The 14,180-nt window shown below is 78.0% G+C and carries 17 protein-coding genes; 12 read left to right on the forward strand and 5 right to left on the reverse strand.

From position 1 onward, the window contains the following. Positions 1-162 precede the first annotated feature (162 nt). Positions 163-678: an Lrp/AsnC family transcriptional regulator gene (locus tag WA616_RS01990; RefSeq protein ID WP_073419938.1), complete on the forward strand. Its 516-nt coding sequence runs from the start codon at positions 163-165 to the stop codon at positions 676-678. Between the two features lie 46 nt (positions 679-724). Beyond that, positions 725-1,930, forward strand: coding sequence for a homogentisate 1,2-dioxygenase (locus WA616_RS01995; RefSeq protein WP_336026847.1), 1,206 nt, complete (start codon positions 725-727; stop codon positions 1,928-1,930). Between the two features lie 30 nt (positions 1,931-1,960). Here the strand turns inward: WA616_RS01995 and WA616_RS02000 are convergent, their stop codons facing one another. From WA616_RS02000 to WA616_RS02015, 4 genes are read right to left on the reverse strand one after another with little or no spacing between them, the layout of a single operon-like run. Then, positions 1,961-2,947, reverse strand: a complete 987-nt coding sequence (locus WA616_RS02000) for a VWA domain-containing protein (RefSeq protein WP_336026849.1) — start codon at positions 2,945-2,947, stop codon at positions 1,961-1,963. 6 nt (positions 2,948-2,953) lie between these two features. Beyond that, a complete protein-coding gene (locus WA616_RS02005) occupies positions 2,954-3,985 on the reverse strand; it encodes an AAA family ATPase (protein WP_336026851.1) in 1,032 nt (343 codons plus the stop codon). Between the two features lie 52 nt (positions 3,986-4,037). Continuing rightward, positions 4,038-4,436 carry a nuclear transport factor 2 family protein gene (locus WA616_RS02010; protein WP_336026853.1) on the reverse strand — a complete coding sequence of 133 codons (399 nt, stop codon included), beginning with the start codon at positions 4,434-4,436 and terminating at the stop codon, positions 4,038-4,040. A gap of 50 nt (positions 4,437-4,486) precedes the next feature. Next, positions 4,487-6,451: a glucuronyl esterase domain-containing protein gene (locus WA616_RS02015; RefSeq protein ID WP_336026855.1), complete on the reverse strand. Its 1,965-nt coding sequence runs from the start codon at positions 6,449-6,451 to the stop codon at positions 4,487-4,489. Between the two features lie 112 nt (positions 6,452-6,563). Between WA616_RS02015 and WA616_RS02020 the strand changes: the two genes are divergently transcribed. From WA616_RS02020 to WA616_RS02050, 7 genes are all read left to right on the forward strand, one after another. Next, positions 6,564-7,451 (forward strand): ATP-grasp domain-containing protein, encoded by an 888-nt coding sequence (locus tag WA616_RS02020; RefSeq protein ID WP_336026857.1) that lies wholly within the window; start codon positions 6,564-6,566, stop codon positions 7,449-7,451. Further along, positions 7,448-8,806, forward strand: a complete 1,359-nt coding sequence (locus WA616_RS02025) for a circularly permuted type 2 ATP-grasp protein (RefSeq protein WP_336026860.1) — start codon at positions 7,448-7,450, stop codon at positions 8,804-8,806. Before WA616_RS02020 ends, WA616_RS02025 begins: the two co-directional genes overlap by 4 nt. 68 nt (positions 8,807-8,874) lie before the next feature. Beyond that, complete coding sequence (locus WA616_RS02030; RefSeq protein ID WP_336026861.1) at positions 8,875-9,267, forward strand: DUF4326 domain-containing protein; 393 nt, start codon at positions 8,875-8,877, stop codon at positions 9,265-9,267. Positions 9,268-9,322: 55 nt separating this feature from the next. Then, positions 9,323-9,802, forward strand: coding sequence for a MarR family winged helix-turn-helix transcriptional regulator (locus tag WA616_RS02035; protein ID WP_336026863.1), 480 nt, complete (start codon positions 9,323-9,325; stop codon positions 9,800-9,802). After that, positions 9,799-10,245, forward strand: coding sequence for a DUF5313 family protein (locus tag WA616_RS02040; protein ID WP_336026865.1), 447 nt, complete (start codon positions 9,799-9,801; stop codon positions 10,243-10,245). The genes WA616_RS02035 and WA616_RS02040 overlap by 4 nt, the downstream gene beginning before the upstream one ends. A 62-nt stretch (positions 10,246-10,307) precedes the next feature. After that, positions 10,308-10,478, forward strand: coding sequence for a CsbD family protein (locus WA616_RS02045; RefSeq protein WP_073419950.1), 171 nt, complete (start codon positions 10,308-10,310; stop codon positions 10,476-10,478). A 131-nt stretch (positions 10,479-10,609) separates the two neighbouring features. After that, a complete protein-coding gene (locus WA616_RS02050) occupies positions 10,610-10,873 on the forward strand; it encodes a GlsB/YeaQ/YmgE family stress response membrane protein (RefSeq protein WP_336026867.1) in 264 nt (87 codons plus the stop codon). 59 nt (positions 10,874-10,932) lie between these two features. Here WA616_RS02050 and WA616_RS02055 read toward each other — a convergent pair whose 3' ends face one another. After that, positions 10,933-11,289, reverse strand: a complete 357-nt coding sequence (locus tag WA616_RS02055) for an STAS domain-containing protein (RefSeq protein ID WP_336026869.1) — start codon at positions 11,287-11,289, stop codon at positions 10,933-10,935. 144 nt (positions 11,290-11,433) lie between these two features. Between WA616_RS02055 and WA616_RS02060 the strand changes: the two genes are divergently transcribed. Genes WA616_RS02060 through WA616_RS02070 form a run of 3 tightly spaced genes read left to right on the forward strand, consistent with a single transcriptional unit; the run spans position 11,434 to position 14,113 of the window. After that, positions 11,434-12,141 carry a response regulator transcription factor gene (locus tag WA616_RS02060; RefSeq protein ID WP_336026871.1) on the forward strand — a complete coding sequence of 236 codons (708 nt, stop codon included), beginning with the start codon at positions 11,434-11,436 and terminating at the stop codon, positions 12,139-12,141. Beyond that, positions 12,138-13,508, forward strand: coding sequence for a sensor histidine kinase (locus WA616_RS02065; RefSeq protein ID WP_336026872.1), 1,371 nt, complete (start codon positions 12,138-12,140; stop codon positions 13,506-13,508). Before WA616_RS02060 ends, WA616_RS02065 begins: the two co-directional genes overlap by 4 nt. Continuing rightward, on the forward strand, positions 13,505-14,113 hold the full coding sequence (locus WA616_RS02070; RefSeq protein WP_336026873.1) for a GerMN domain-containing protein: 609 nt from the start codon (positions 13,505-13,507) through the stop codon (positions 14,111-14,113). The genes WA616_RS02065 and WA616_RS02070 overlap by 4 nt, the downstream gene beginning before the upstream one ends. Positions 14,114-14,180 lie beyond the last annotated feature (67 nt).

The following is a 14,180-nucleotide window of genomic DNA, read 5'->3' on the forward strand; positions in this document are numbered from 1 at the left end:
GGCGGCTCCTCCTGCTCGTCGTCGGCTCCTGTGCAGGGATCCCACGACCCGCTCGGTCGGCTGCGCAACCGGTAGCGCGAGAGGTGAGCAGACGGCACGATCTGCCGAGCGGGACCTGCATCCGGCTGGTCCGCGTGCACACCTCGCGAGGGAGAGCCGCCCGTGGAGCCCCGGACGCCGCTGGACGCCCTCGACCTCGCCCTGCTCACCGCGCTGGACGGCGACGCGCGCACCGGTGCCCTCGAGCTGTCGCGTCTCGCCGGCGTCGCGCGGGCGACGGTGAGCGCGCGGCTGCGGCGGCTCGAGGAGGCCGGCGTCATCGGCGGCTACCGGGTCGACGTCGACCCGGCCGCCGCGGGCTTCGAGGTGCAGGCGTTCGTCACCCTCGAGATCGCCCAGGGCGCGATCGACGCCGTCCGGGCCGACCTCGAGGCCATCCCCGGCGTCCTCGAGGCGCACGCGACCACCGGCAGCGGCGACGTCCTGTGCCGGGTGGCCGCGGCCTCCCACGAGGCGCTGCAGCACACGCTGGTCGAGCTCAACCGGTCGGCAGCGGTGGTCCGCTCGACCAGCGTCGTCGTGCTGTCCACGCTCGTGCCCCGGCGCACCCTGCCGCTGCTGCGCTCCGGCGCGGCCGCGCACGCGGGCCGCTCGGCCATGCGCCCGCCGCCCGGCTGACGGGCCCGCCCTCCCCCGACCCGACCGAGCCGAAGGAGTCTCCGTCATGGCGTTCTACCGACAGGTGGGCGAGGTCCCGCCCAAGCGGCACACGCAGTTCCGCCGTCCCGACGGGGGGCTCTACTTCGAGGAGCTGGTGGGCGAGGAGGGGTTCAGCTCCGACTCCGCGCTGCTCTACCACCGCGGCATCCCGTCGGCGATCGTCGACGCCCGCCCGTGGGAGCTGCCCGACCAGACCCTCACCCCGAACGCGCCGCTCGTCCCCCGGCACCTGCGGCTGCACGACCTGTTCTCCGGCGCGGCGCACGAGGACACCGACCCGGTCACCGGCCGGCGGCTGGTCCTGGGCAACGCCGACGTCCGCATCTCCTACGCCGTCTCCTCGCGGACCAGCCCGTACTACCGCAACGCCACCGGCGACGAGTGCGTCTTCGTCGAGCGCGGCACCGCCACCGTGGAGACGACCTTCGGCGCGCTGGAGGTCGGGCAGGGCGACTACGTCGTCCTCCCGCGCACGACCACGCACCGCTGGGTGCCCACGGGCGACGAGCCGCTGCGCACCTACGCCATCGAGGCGAACTCCCACATCGCCCCGCCGAAGCGGTACCTCTCGCGGTACGGGCAGTTCCTCGAGCACGCGCCCTACTGCGAGCGCGACCTGCGCGCCACGGAGGCGCCGCTGCTGGCCGAGGGCACCGACGTCGAGGTGTACGTCAAGCACCGCGGTGCCGGCCCCGGCGGCCTGGCCGGCACCGTGCACGTCCTGCCCGAGCACCCCTTCGACGTCGTCGGGTGGGACGGCTGCCTCTACCCCTACGCGTTCGACGTCGCGGACTTCGAGCCGATCACCGGCCGCGTGCACCAGCCGCCGCCGGTGCACCAGGTGTTCGAGGGCAGCGGCTTCGTGATCTGCAACTTCGTGCCGCGGAAGGTCGACTACCACCCGCTCGCGGTGCCGGTGCCCTACTACCACTCCAACGTCGACAGCGACGAGATCATGTTCTACGTCGACGGCGACTACGAGGCCCGCAAGGGGTCGGGCATCGGCCGCGGCTCGGTGTCGGTGCACCCCGGCGGGCACTCCCACGGCCCGCAGCCCGGCGCGGTCGAGCGCTCCCTGGGCGCCGAGGCGTTCGACGAGCTGGCCGTCATGGTCGACACCTTCCGCCCGCTCGACCTCGGCGAGGCCGGCCTCGCCGCCGACGACGGGGAGTACGCCTGGACCTGGTCGGGCCGCGGGCCGGGCGCCTGACCCATCCCGGGCGGTCCGGCGCGGCCGGGGTCACTCGGCGAACAGCGCGCCCAGTGCGGCGGCGACGTCGGCGTGGCTGCGCACCAGCCGCACCCGGCCGCGCCCGAGCCGGGCGAGGTCGCGGCCGAGGTCGACGTCCTTCTCGCCGGAGACGTCGAGGAGCACGTCCAGCCGCGGCAGCCGGGCGGCGGTCAGCCGCGGGTCGGGCCCCGCGTTGTGCACGCAGTCCGACAGCAGCAGCACCCGCGCGTCCCGGGCGGGCACCCCGGCCAGCTGCCGGGCCGCGGTCTCCAGCGCGAAGGACACGTTGGTCAGCCCCTGGGTGGGCACCCGCAGCAGCAGGTCGAGGACGGCGAGCGGGGCGACCGTCTCCCCCGGCCGCACCAGCACGGCGGCGTCGGACCAGAACGCGACGACGCCGACCCGGTCGCGGGTCAGCTCGCCGGCCAGCGCGCCCACCGCGGCCGCCGCCGTGCGCACCCGCTCGCCCTTCATCGACCCGGACACGTCGACGACGAGCACCACCGACCGGCGGCGGCGCACCCGCTCGCGCACCAGCACGTCCCGCTCGCCCGGGAACGGGTTCCCGGCGACCGCGTCGAGGGTGCGCTCCAGGTCGAGCTCGTCGGAGCCGCCGCTCCACGGCAGGGTGCGCAGCTCCCCGACCCCGCGGCGGGGCCGCCGGTCGGCCGGCGGGCGGGGCACCGCGAGCCGGCGGGCGATGGCCCGGGCCCGGGCGCGGGTCCGCTGGTCCGCGGCACCGTCGGCCGTCAGGTGGGCCAGCGGCACCAGATCGGCCGGCTCGTCGGTGGTGCCCGGCGCCGAGCCGCCGGCCGGGCCGGGCGTGCGGGTGCGCCGCCGGTCCCCGGAGGACAGCGCCAGCCCGTTGCCGCCCGGCGCGGGGCGGTACAGCGAGGGCGCCTCGGTGAGCTGCTTGGGCCGCCGGCGCAGCGGCCGGGTGCCCCGCGGCGCGCCGGACCGGTCCCGGCGGCGCGTCAGCGGCGAGTCCGCCGCCACCGTCCTTCAACCGGGGCCGGCGGCGGCGGGGGCGAGCAGGAAGTGGTCCTCCCAGATCTCGCGCAGCACCGCCTCGGGCGTGGACTCGACCGTCTCGTCGACGGCGATCCGCCCCGACAGGGCGAGCAGCAGCGCGTCGAGCACCGTGCCCGTGTAGTCCTCCGGCAGGCCGCGCGGCGGAGCCACCGACGGCTCGGCGGGCAGCGCGACCTCGCGCATGTCGGCCAGCTGGGCGGCGACCAGCGCGAGGTCGATCGCGCCGCGCACGCTGCTGCCCTGCCGCACGTCCTCCCGGCCCCGGGTGGCCCGGGTCAGCGCGACCGCGTCGGCCACCAGCCGCGGCGAGCCCAGGCCGGTGCGGCGGGCGACGATGCCCCGCTCGGCCTCGGCGTCCTGGTAGCCGACGGCCAGCCGCACCAGCCGGTCGGAGATCGACGAGGACAGCCGCGTGGTGCCGATCGCGTCGTAGGGGTTCATCGAGGCGACCACCCGGAAGGTGGGCAGCGCCTCGACGACGCCGACGTGCGGCACCGCCAGCCGCCGCTCGGCCATCGCGGTGAGCAGCGTGTTGAGCGTGTCCTCCGGCGCCCGGTTGAACTCCTCCAGGTACAGGAAGCCGCCCGCGCGCATCGCCTGCACCAGCGGGCCGGGCACGAAGTTCTCCGGCCGGTAGTCCTCGCGCAGCACCCGCGCCGGGTCGTGGTGCCCGACCAGCCGGGTGGGCGTGAGGTCGGCGTTGCCCTCCACGAACACCAGCGGCACCCCCCACTCGGCGGTGATCGCCCGCAGCAGCGTCGACTTCGACGTCCCCGGCGGGCCCTCCAGCACCACGTCGCGCCCGGCGGCGACGGCGGCCAGCAGCAGGTCCAGTTCGTGCGCCCGGCCCACCAGGTGGGCGGCCACCCGGCGGCGCACCTCGCGCACCGAGGCGCCGGCGTCGTGCCGCACCCGCGAGCCGGTCACCACCGGGTCGTCGTCGGGACCAGAGGCGGGAGACGGACCAGGGCCGGGGACGTCGGGCGAGGACGGGGGCGCCATCGAGCGGACGCTAGTGACACCCGGTGCCACCGGGCAACCGAGGAGCGGCGACTCAGGAGCCGGCGGTGAGCTGCCGGCCCATCGCCTCGTGCACGGCCTGGATCGCCTGCAGCGGGCGGACCATCACGCGGAACTCCACGATCCTCCCGGCGTCGTCGCAGCGGATGATGTCGACGCCGTTGACGTACCGGCCGCCCACGCTGGTCTCGAACTCCAGCACCGCGGTGTCCCCCGCGGCGACCTCCTTCGTGTAGCGGAAGGCGCCCGGGCCCTCGCCGGCCAGCGCGACCGCCGCCGCCTCCAGGTACCGGGTCGTGACCGCCTTGCCCTCCTGCGGCGTGAACACCACCGGGGAGAGGAAGACGACGTCGTCGGCGAGCAGCTCGTCCAGCGCGCCCGGCGGCCGCTCGTCCATGTAGCGGTGCCAGCGGGCGACGACGTCGTCGATCACGGGTGCCTCCAGGCGTCTCGCGGGATGTCGGGTGCCGCGATCCTGCCCCGTCACACCCGGGCGCGCTGCGGTCCCTCCGCGTCGAGCCAGCCGACCACCGCGGTGCGGGTGGCGGCCGACAGCCGGTGCCAGTCGGCCAGCGGCACCCGCGGTACACCGGCCGCGCGGCAGGCGGCGGCCACCGCGCCGGGCGGGGCCTCCGGGTCCCAGGCGGGGTCGAGCACCACCGCGGGGCGGCCGGCCGTCGTCGCGAGCAGGTCGGCCAGCGCGTAGCCGGGCCGGGCGCGCAGCAGCGGCTCGCCGCAGCTGGGCGCTACCAGGACCGTGCCCGCCGTCGTCACCTCGCCCAGCGCGGACAGGTGCAGCGCCACCAGGGCCCCGGTTCCGTAGGCGGCCACCCACGGCCGGTCGTGCCCGGTGGCGGCCGCGGCCACGGCAGCCACCGCGGCCGCGTCGGCGGTCATCCGGGCCAGCGGCGAGGAGCCCGGCGCGGGCCGCTCGGCGTGCCGGGCGCCGCTGCCCACCGGGTCGTGGCAGGCCACCACCCAGCCGGACTCGGCGAGCTGGGCGGGCAGCGGCTCGGCCTGCTCGTAGCCGGCCCGCCAGCCGGTCGCCGCGCACGGCGGGCCGAGCCAGAGCACCAGCCCGCGGCCGCCGCCCCCGCCGGGCGGGGTCAGCAGGGTGACCGCGACGCCGTCCGGGGTGCGCAGCTCCCCCGCGCCCGGAGCGCCCGGAGCGCCCGCCGTCGTCCCGGGCGACCCGAGGGCGGCGCGGACGGCGGCGCGCAGCTCCTCCCCGCGCACCGGGCGCGGCCCCGGGCGCACCCGGTCGGAGGGCCACGGCACCGGCGACGACGCCACCGGCGGGCGCGCGGCGCGCCGGGGCGGGCCGCCGAGCACGGACTGCGCCCAGTCCAACTGGGCGGCGACGGCGGACTCGTCGGCGCGGTGCCCGCCGGGGCGCAGCGCCAGCTCCAGCCCGCCCGGCCGTCCGAGGAGGGCCCACGCGTCGCGCGCGGCGTCGACGGCGGCGCGGGCGGCCGGCACGCGCTCGACCGGGTCCTCGACGGCGACCGACACCAGCACGGGCCGCGGCGCGGCCAGCGCGAGCAGCTCGTGGGCGTCGGTGGGCAGCCGGTGCTCGCGGCCGGCGAACCAGCGCAGCCGCGGGTGGTACCAGTCCGGGTAGTGCCGGGTGAGCAGCTCCACGCCCTCGCCGAAGTGCCGGTCGGTGCACAGCCGCGCGGGGATCGCCCCGAGCACCCCGCTGGAGCTGGAGACGACGCCGGCGAACCGGTCGTCGAAGGCAGCGGCCAGCAGCGCCGTCTTGCCGTTGCGGCTGTGCCCGCCGACGAGCACCCGCCGCGCGTCCACCCCGGGCTGGTCCTGCAGCGCGTCGAGCACCCGCGACAGCGCCCACGCCCGCCACGCCAGGCGGCCGGCGACGACGGAGGGGTGCGCCCGCTCGACGTCGGCGGTGTCGTCGTCGCCGTCGGCGGCCGAGACCAGGCACGCGCCCCAGCCGCGGGCCAGCGCCGCCTCCGCCCACGGGCCGTGGCTGGACTGCAGCAGGTAGACCGGGACGTCGCGGCGCACGCCGGCCGCGGGCACCGGCAGCAGCAGGCGCGCCCGCACCGACCAGCCGTCGCCGACTCCGATCTCGCGCGCCTCGACGCCGCCGTCGGTGCGCACCGAGGCGACCCGGGCGGACGTGCGGCGCGGCGCGGGCGGCAGGTCGCCGGTCAGCCACCGCCGCCATCGGGCGCGCAGCACGGCGCGGCGGGCCGGCCACGCCGCGGCCCCGGCGCGGCCGCCCGGGAGGCCCTCGGCCGGCGACCACAGGCCGGTGCGCGCCGGCAGGCGGGCGAAGTCCGGCGCCGGCTCGCCACCGGCGGCCCGCCACGCCTCGAACGGCCCGCTGGGCGGCAGCGCGCCGGCGAGCTCCGCGGTGTAGCGACGGCGGCGAGCCGCGGCCGTGCGCGCGTCCCGGGACCGGCCCGGCATCACCTGCGTCATGCACCCGCACCGTAGGACCGCGGGGCGCCCGCGCGGGTGTCCGCGGTGTTGCGTCTGTGCTGCATCGGGCGCACGGGGTTCGAGCGGCCCGGCGCGGGGGCATCAGGGCCGCGTGCGCGTGCTGCTGGTGATCACCGACGAGGACTGGTACGAGGACGCCGGCTACGCCGCGGCGTGGGTGCGGGCGCTGGAGGAGGAGGGCGCGGAGGTCGAGCGGCTGGCCCGGGTGCCCGACGACTGGCCGGTCTCCGGCCCGCCGGCCGGCCGCTACGACCTGGCGGTCGCGCACGTGCTGGTCGAGGAGGTCGTGGCCTACGCGCCGACCTTCGCCCTGGCCACGCTGCTCGAGGCCGCGGGCGTGCCGCTGCTCAACCCGGTCACCTCGATCGTCGCGTCGGCCGACAAGCTGGTGACGCACGCCGTCTGGGCCGCCGCCGGGGTGCCGCAGCCGGCCGCCTGGGACCTGGCCCGGCTGCGCGAGTGGCCGATGCCCGGGCGGCAGATGGTGCTCAAGCCCTCGCTCGGCGACGGCGCCCGCTACATCGAGCTGGTGGGCGACCTCGACGCCGCCCGCCGGGTCGAGGAGGGCTGGCGGGCCGACGAGGCGGCGGGCGGGCACCGGCGCGGCACCTCGCTGCTGCAGGAGTGGATCGCCGAGCCCGCGTGCGCGCGGGTGTTCGCCACGCCCACCGGCACCTCGCTGGTCTACGAGAAGTCGCGGGAGGAGGGCGCCCTGGTCACCCACGGCACCGTCTACCCGACGGTCTACGAGGCGCCGCCGGAGATGGCGCGCCTCGCGCAGCGGATGGTCGCCGCGCTGGGCGGGGGCCTCATGGGCGTCGACGTGCTGATCGAGCCCGGCGGCCGGCTCGTGGCGCTGGAGGCCAACGCGCCGTTCGGCTTCGACGTCACCGACCCGGAGCAGGGGCGGTGGGTGGCCCGCGCGGCGCTCGCCGTCGCCGAGCGGGCGGCCGCGGCGCGCCGGACGGCCGCCGCGTGAGCGGCGGGACGAGCCTGGACGAGGCGCTGCTGCCCGACGGCTCCGACCGGGCGCACGCGGCCGCGGCGCTGGCCGCCGTCCGCCGGTACGGTCCGGCCGCGCTGGCCGCCGACGTCGCCCGGGCGGTCGCCGCGCTGGGCATGGAGCACGGCCCGGAGGGCGAGGCGCACCTGTTCGCCGTCGACCCCGTGCCGCGGGTGCTCGAGCGCTCGGAGTGGGCGGAGCTGGCCGCGGGGCTCGACCAGCGGCTGCGGGCGTTGGAGGCGTTCGTCGCCGACGCGCACGGCCCCCGCGAGGCCCTGCGCGCCGGCGTGCTGCCGGCCGAGGTGGTCGACACCAACCGGTACCTGGCGCCCGGCCTGGCGACGCCGCGGCGCTGGATCGGCATGGCCGGCCCCGACCTCGTCCGCGGCGCCGACGGGCGGCTCGTCGTCCTCGAGGACAACGTGCGCACGCCCTCGCTGCTGGCCTTCGCCCTGGCCGCGCGGGACCTGGTGGCCCCGCGGCTGGGCGTGGAGCCGGGCCCCGCCCCGGTGCGCGAGGCCGCGGAGGCCGCGATGCGGCGGATGCTCGCCGACGCCACCGGCCTGCCCGACCCGGTCCTGGCCGTGCTGGGCGACGGGCCGCGCAGCTCGGTGCCGTGGGAGATCGACCGGTTCGGCGAGATGGTCGGCGCCCCGGTGGTGCTGCCCTCGCAGCTGACCGCCCGCGGCGACGACCTGCTCCTGCCCGACGGGCGCCGGGTGGACCTGCTGTGGCGGCGCACCAGCGAGGAGCGGCTCACCGACGACGACGGCCGGCCCAACGAGCTCGGCGAGCTGCTGCTGGGCCCGCTGCGCGCCGGCACGGTGACCGTCGTCAACGCCTTCGGCACCGGCGTCGCCGACGACAAGCGCACCTTCCCCTACGTCGAGGACCTGGTCCGCTTCTTCACCGGCGAGGAGCCGCTGCTGCGCTCCCAGCCGGCCTACGACCTCGGCGACCCGGCGCAGTGCCGGGAGGCGCTGGCCCGGCTGCCCGAGCTGGTGCTCAAGCCGCGGTCGGGCTCGGGCGGGCACGGCGTGCTCATCGGCCCGCGGGCCACCGCCGCGCAGCTCGAGCGCGTGCGCGCCGAGGTGCTGGCCGCGCCCGGGGAGTGGATCGCCCAGGAGCCGGTGGCGCTGTCCACCCACCCGACCGTCGTCGACGGCGCGCTCGCGCCCCGGCACGTGGACTACCGGCCCTACGCCTTCTGCACCGACGGCGGGACGGTCGTGCTGCCGGGCGGCTTCACCCGGGTGTCGCTCACCGAGGGCGAGCTGGTCGTCAACGCCTCGCAGGGCGGCGGCGGCAAGGACACGTGGGTGGTCGGCTGACGGCACCGGTCACCCGGACGGGGGACGCCGCACCCGGACCTGTCAGTCCTCCTGACCAGCATGGACGCATGACCGCACCGCGTCGTGTGCAGCTGTCCCGGGCGCGCGGCTGGCGCAAGCCGGCCGGCACCGTGGTCGTCGCGCGCCCCTCCCGCTGGGGCAACCCGTTCCGCGTCGGCGAGACCTACCTGTTCCCCGCCGGCGACCCCTCCGACCCGGCGGCCTGGCCGGTGCCCACGCACCGCGAGCCGGGCCTCTCCGACGACGGCGCCCGCGTCGTCCGCTGCCCCGACCGGGCCACCGCCGTCGAGTGGTACCGCCGCTGGGCCGGCGAGGCACACCGCGAGCAGGCCCGCCGGCTGCTGCGCGGCCGCTCCCTCGCCTGCTGGTGCCCGGTCGACGAGCCGTGCCACGCCGACGTGCTCCTCGAGATGGCGAACCCCGTCCGTCCCCGGACGTGACCGACGACTCGTTGGTACACCAACCATTGGGGCACCAAGCGCCTACCGTGGAGGCATGACAGCCGCCGGGTCCCCCGCGCTCCCCGAGGACGTGCTGGCCCTCGACCGCCAGGTCTGCTTTGCCCTGTCGGTGGCCGCGCGCAACGTCGTCGCCGTCTACCGCCCCGTGCTGGAGCCGATGGGGCTCACCCACCCCCAGTACCTCGTGATGCTGGCGCTGTGGCAGCACGGGTCCCTGTCGGCGACCCGGCTGTCCGGGCTGCTCCAGCTCGACCCGGGCACGCTCTCCCCGCTGCTCAAGCGGCTCGAGGCCGCCGGCCTGCTGCGCCGCGAACGCGACCCGGGCGACCAGCGCACCCTCGCCCTCACCCTGACCGACCGCGGCCGGGAGCTGCGCGAGCAGGCGGAGCGGATCCCCGGGGGGATCGTCGAGCGCCTCGGGATGCCGCTGGAGGAGCTCACCGCACTGCACGGCGCGCTCGCCCGCGTCATCGCCGCGTCGCAGCAGGCCCTCGGGACGGCGGCCGCGTCGTGACCGCGCCCCGCACCTCCGGCGAGCCGGTCGTCCGGCCCGCCCCGCACCGCTGGCTCTGGTACGCCCTCGGCGGCGGGCTTCCCGCGCGCTCCCGCGGCTGGGTGCTGCACGACACCACCACCGGCACCTGGTGGGCGCGCCACGTCGTGCGGAGCCTCGTGCAGATGGCCGTGCCGATCGCCCTGGTGATGGTGGTGCTCCCGGCCCCGTGGGGATTGCGCGTCGCCGTCGCCGGCGGCGGCGTCGCCCTCGGCCTCGTCTACTCCCTCGCCTACATGGTCGAGGCCACCGAGAACCGCGTGGTCAAGGCCGGCTACCCCGTCGGCACCGCGGGCGCCATCCGCGAGGCCCGGTGGGAGGAGCGCGAGGAGCGCGACCGCCGGCGGCGCCGCGAGGCCGCGGCGAAGCGGGCGGCCCGCTACCGCGACCGCGCCGGCCGCTGAGCGGCACATGACGGTCCCGTGACGGCACGGGTGCCGCCGCGGGCCCCGGGTACCCCCGGTACATGAGCAACGACGACAAGATCAGCAACAAGGTGGACGAGCTGGCCGGCCGCGGCAAGGAGACCGTGGGCAACGCGACGGGCGACCGCGACCTGCAGGCCGAGGGTCAGGGCCAGCAGGCGAAGGGGAACCTCAAGCAGGCCGGCGAGAAGATCAAGGACGCCTTCAAGTAGGCCCGACACACCCCTGCGCGACGGGCGCCGGCTCCCCTCGGGGGCCGGCGCCCGTCGCGTGTCCGGGGGCCACATGACGGTCCCGTGACGGGCCGTTCCCCGCCCCGGGCCGGCAGGTACCCGCCCCGGCCATGATCGGTTTCCTCGTCGCCGGCCTCGTCATCGGCGCCCTCGCCCGCCTCGTCACGCCCGGCCGCCAGCGGCTCGGCATCCTCGCCACCCTGCTGCTGGGCCTCGCCGGCTCCGTCATCGGCGGCACGATCGCCAACCTGCTGGGCACCGGCGACGTCTTCGAGCTCAACGTCCTCGGCTTCGTCGTCGCCGTGATCGCCGCGGTGCTGCTGATCGGCGTCGCCGAGGGCATCGCCGGCTCCCGCTCCCGCTCGGTGCGCTGACCCCTCCCCCTCCCCTCCGCGGCCGGGTCCCTCGGGGCCCGGCCGCCGTCGTGTCCGGGTCAGGACACCGGCGCGCCCCGCCCGCGCACCCCGCCCCGCCGGCCCCGGCCGCCCTGCACCTGCAGCACCCGCCACAGGCCGGTCCGGCGCAGCATGTCCGAGGTCCGCCCGTCGGCGCCCCGCAACACGACCCCGCCGCCCCGGGCGCGGCAGATCCGGTGCGCCCACAGGAACGTGGCGAGGGCCGGGCTGGCGAGGGAGTCGACCCGGGCGAGGTCGACGACGATCCGCCGGGCGCCGCGCAGCAGCGCGTCGTGCAGCAGCCAGCGGGCGTCGGCCAGGCCGTCGGCGAGCACCTCCGGGTCGAGCACGACGACGACCTCGTCGTCCTCCCCCGCGGGTACTCCGCTGGTCATGGGCTCCCCCGTCCGGCGCGGTCGGCGTGCACCCGCCACCCTGCCCACGGCGCGTTGCGGTCCGCGGTGCGGGAGCTTTGCGGTCCCGTGACGATCCGCGGGCACCGCCGGCCGGCGGGCGCCGGGGTGGCAGCATGGACGGGCGTGTCGCCGCGCCTGCTCCTCGTCGAGGACGACGACCCCATCCGCACCGCCCTCCGGTGGGCCCTGGAGGACGAGGGCTACACCGTGGACGAGGCCGTCGACGGCGACCGGGCCTGCGCGCTCGTCGACCGCGACCCGCCCGACGTGATGGTCCTGGACCTGATGCTCGGCCGCACCGACGGCTACACCGTCGTCCGCCACGTCCGGCGGGCACACGACCTGCCGATCATCGTGGTGAGCGCGCGGGCCGACACCCACGACATCGTCGCGGCGCTCGAGGCCGGCGCCGACGACTACGTGACCAAGCCGTTCGCGGTCAAGGAGATCACCGCGCGGCTGCGGGCGCTGCGCCGCCGCGCGGGCGGCACCCCCGCCGACGCCGGCCGGCGGCGCGAGGTGGTCCTGGACCGGCACCCGGACGAGCCGCTGGTCCTGCGGCCGGCCGCCGGCACGGTGTCGCGCGGCGAGCGCCCGCTCCCGCTGACCGTCACGGAGTTCCGGCTGCTGTGCGAGCTCGCCTCCGTGCCCGGGCGGGTGCTCAGCCGGGCCGAGCTGCTCGAGCGGGTGTGGCAGCACGGCTTCTTCGGCGACGAGCGGCTCGTCGACGTCCACATCCGCCGGCTGCGCACGAAGGTCGAGCTCGACCCCGGCGCCCCGCGCGTCGTCGTGACCGTCCGGGGCCTGGGGTACCGGCTGGACCCCCAGTGAGGGCAGGGCCGCGGCCCACCGGCCTGCGCGCCCGCGTCGCCGCCGCCTTCGGCCTGGGCGCGCTGCTCGTGTCCGCCGTCCTCGCCGGGTCGACGTTCCTGCTCGCCCGCGGGTACCTCCTCGACCAGCGCGAGAGCGCCGCCACGGCCGCCGCGTTCGTCGACGCCGACTTCCTGCGCAGCCGGCTGGCCACCGCGGGCACCGGCGTCGACGACGTCCTCGCGGAGCTGTCCACCGAGGGCGGCGACGTCGTCGTGCGCCGCGGCGACTCCTGGTACTCGACGAGCCTGGAGGTGGGCGCGCGGGACGTGCCGGCGGGGCTGCGCGCGATCGTGGAATCCGGCTCGGCGGGCCGGGAGCGGGTCGACTCGGCGGCCGGGCCGCGACTGGTGGTGGGCGTCCCCGTCGCCGGGGCGGACCTGGACGTCTACGAGGTCGCCCCGCTCGGCGAGCTGCGGTCGGTGCTCACCACGCTCGGGTGGGTGCTCGGCGCGGCCGCCCTCGCGGCGAGCGCCGCCGGCGCCGGGGTGGGCCTGTGGGCCAGCCGGCGCGTGGTGCAGCCGCTCGACCAGGTGGCCGGCGCGGCCACCCGCATCGCCGCCGGTGAGCTCACCACCCGCCTGCCGGCCACCGACGACCCCGACCTCGTGGCCATCGTCGGCAGCTTCAACACCATGGTCGACGCGCTCGCGGCCCGCATCGACCGCGACGCCCGGTTCGTCGGCGACGTGAGCCACGAGCTGCGCAGCCCGCTGACCAGCCTGACCACGGCCGTCGAGGTGATGGGCGCCCGGCGCGGCGACCTCGACGACCGCTCGCGGCAGGCGCTGACGCTCGTCGAGCAGCAGCTGGCCCGCTTCCGGGCCACGCTCGACGACCTGCTGCAGCTCGTCCGGCTCGACAACGACCCCGGCGCCGGCGGCGACGAGCCGGTGGCGCTCGGCGGCCTGGTGCGCGAGGTGCTGGCCGCGAGCGGGCGCCCGGCGGGCCTGCTGGAGACCGACCCGGAGGAGGACACCGTGGTGCGCGGCGACAAGGCGTGGCTGGAGCGGGCGGTGCGCAACCTGCTGGACAACGCCGACCGGCACGCGGGCGGCGCCCGAGCCGTGCGGGTGGCCCGCCGCGGCGCCAGCGTCGTCCTCACCGTCGACGACGCGGGACCCGGCATCCCGCCGGAGGACCGCGAGCGGGTGTTCGAGCGCTTCGCCCGCGGCCCGCGCGCGGCCCGCGGGTCGCTGCCCGGGGCGGGCCTCGGCCTGGCCATCGTGGCCGACGTCGCCGCCCGGCACGGGGGCGCCGCGTGGTGCTCGGGCAGCCCACTCGGGGGCGCCCGGATGAGCCTGTCGCTGCCCGCGGGGCCGGCGTGAGGCGCGCCGCCCGCAGGTCCGCGGGACTCGCCGTCGCCGTCGGCGTCGTCCTGCTCACCGGCTGCGGCCTGCCCGGCGGCGCGGCCGAGGCCATCCCCGACGCCGAGGTGCCCTACGGGCTGCTGTCGGCGTCGGGCACGCCGCCGGCGGCGGAGACCGCACCCACGGGGGACGACGGGGCGCGCATCCACCTCCTCGGGCCCGGCGACCTGCTGACGCCGCGCGAGCGGCCGGTGTCCGGCGCCGACCTGCCCGCCCGCCTCGACGACCTGCTCGGCCGGCTCGCGGCCGGGCCCGACGCCGGCGAGCGGGCCGCGGCCCTCACGACCGTGCTTCCGCCGGGCACCCGGCTCACGGTGACGGCGGTCGAGGACGGCACGGCCACCGTCGACCTGACCGGCCCCGGCGAGGTGCCCGACGGCGAGGAGAGCCGGCTGGCCGTCGCGCAGATCGTGCTGACCGCCACCAGCCTGTCCGGCGTCGAGGCCGTCCGGCTCACCCGCGACGGCGAGCCGCTGGAGGCGCCGCTGCCCACCGGGGAGCTGACCGACCGGCCGCTCACCGCGGAGGACTACGGCCCGCTGCTCGCCGCTCCCCCGCGGTGAGGCCACCGGCGGATGACGACCCCGTGACGTTCTGCGCTCGCGGGCCCGACCGGCGGCCCGGCGCTGT

It is taken from the genome of Geodermatophilus sp. FMUSA9-8 (assembly GCF_037034165.1).
GTDB lineage: Bacteria > Actinomycetota > Actinomycetes > Mycobacteriales > Geodermatophilaceae > Geodermatophilus > Geodermatophilus nigrescens.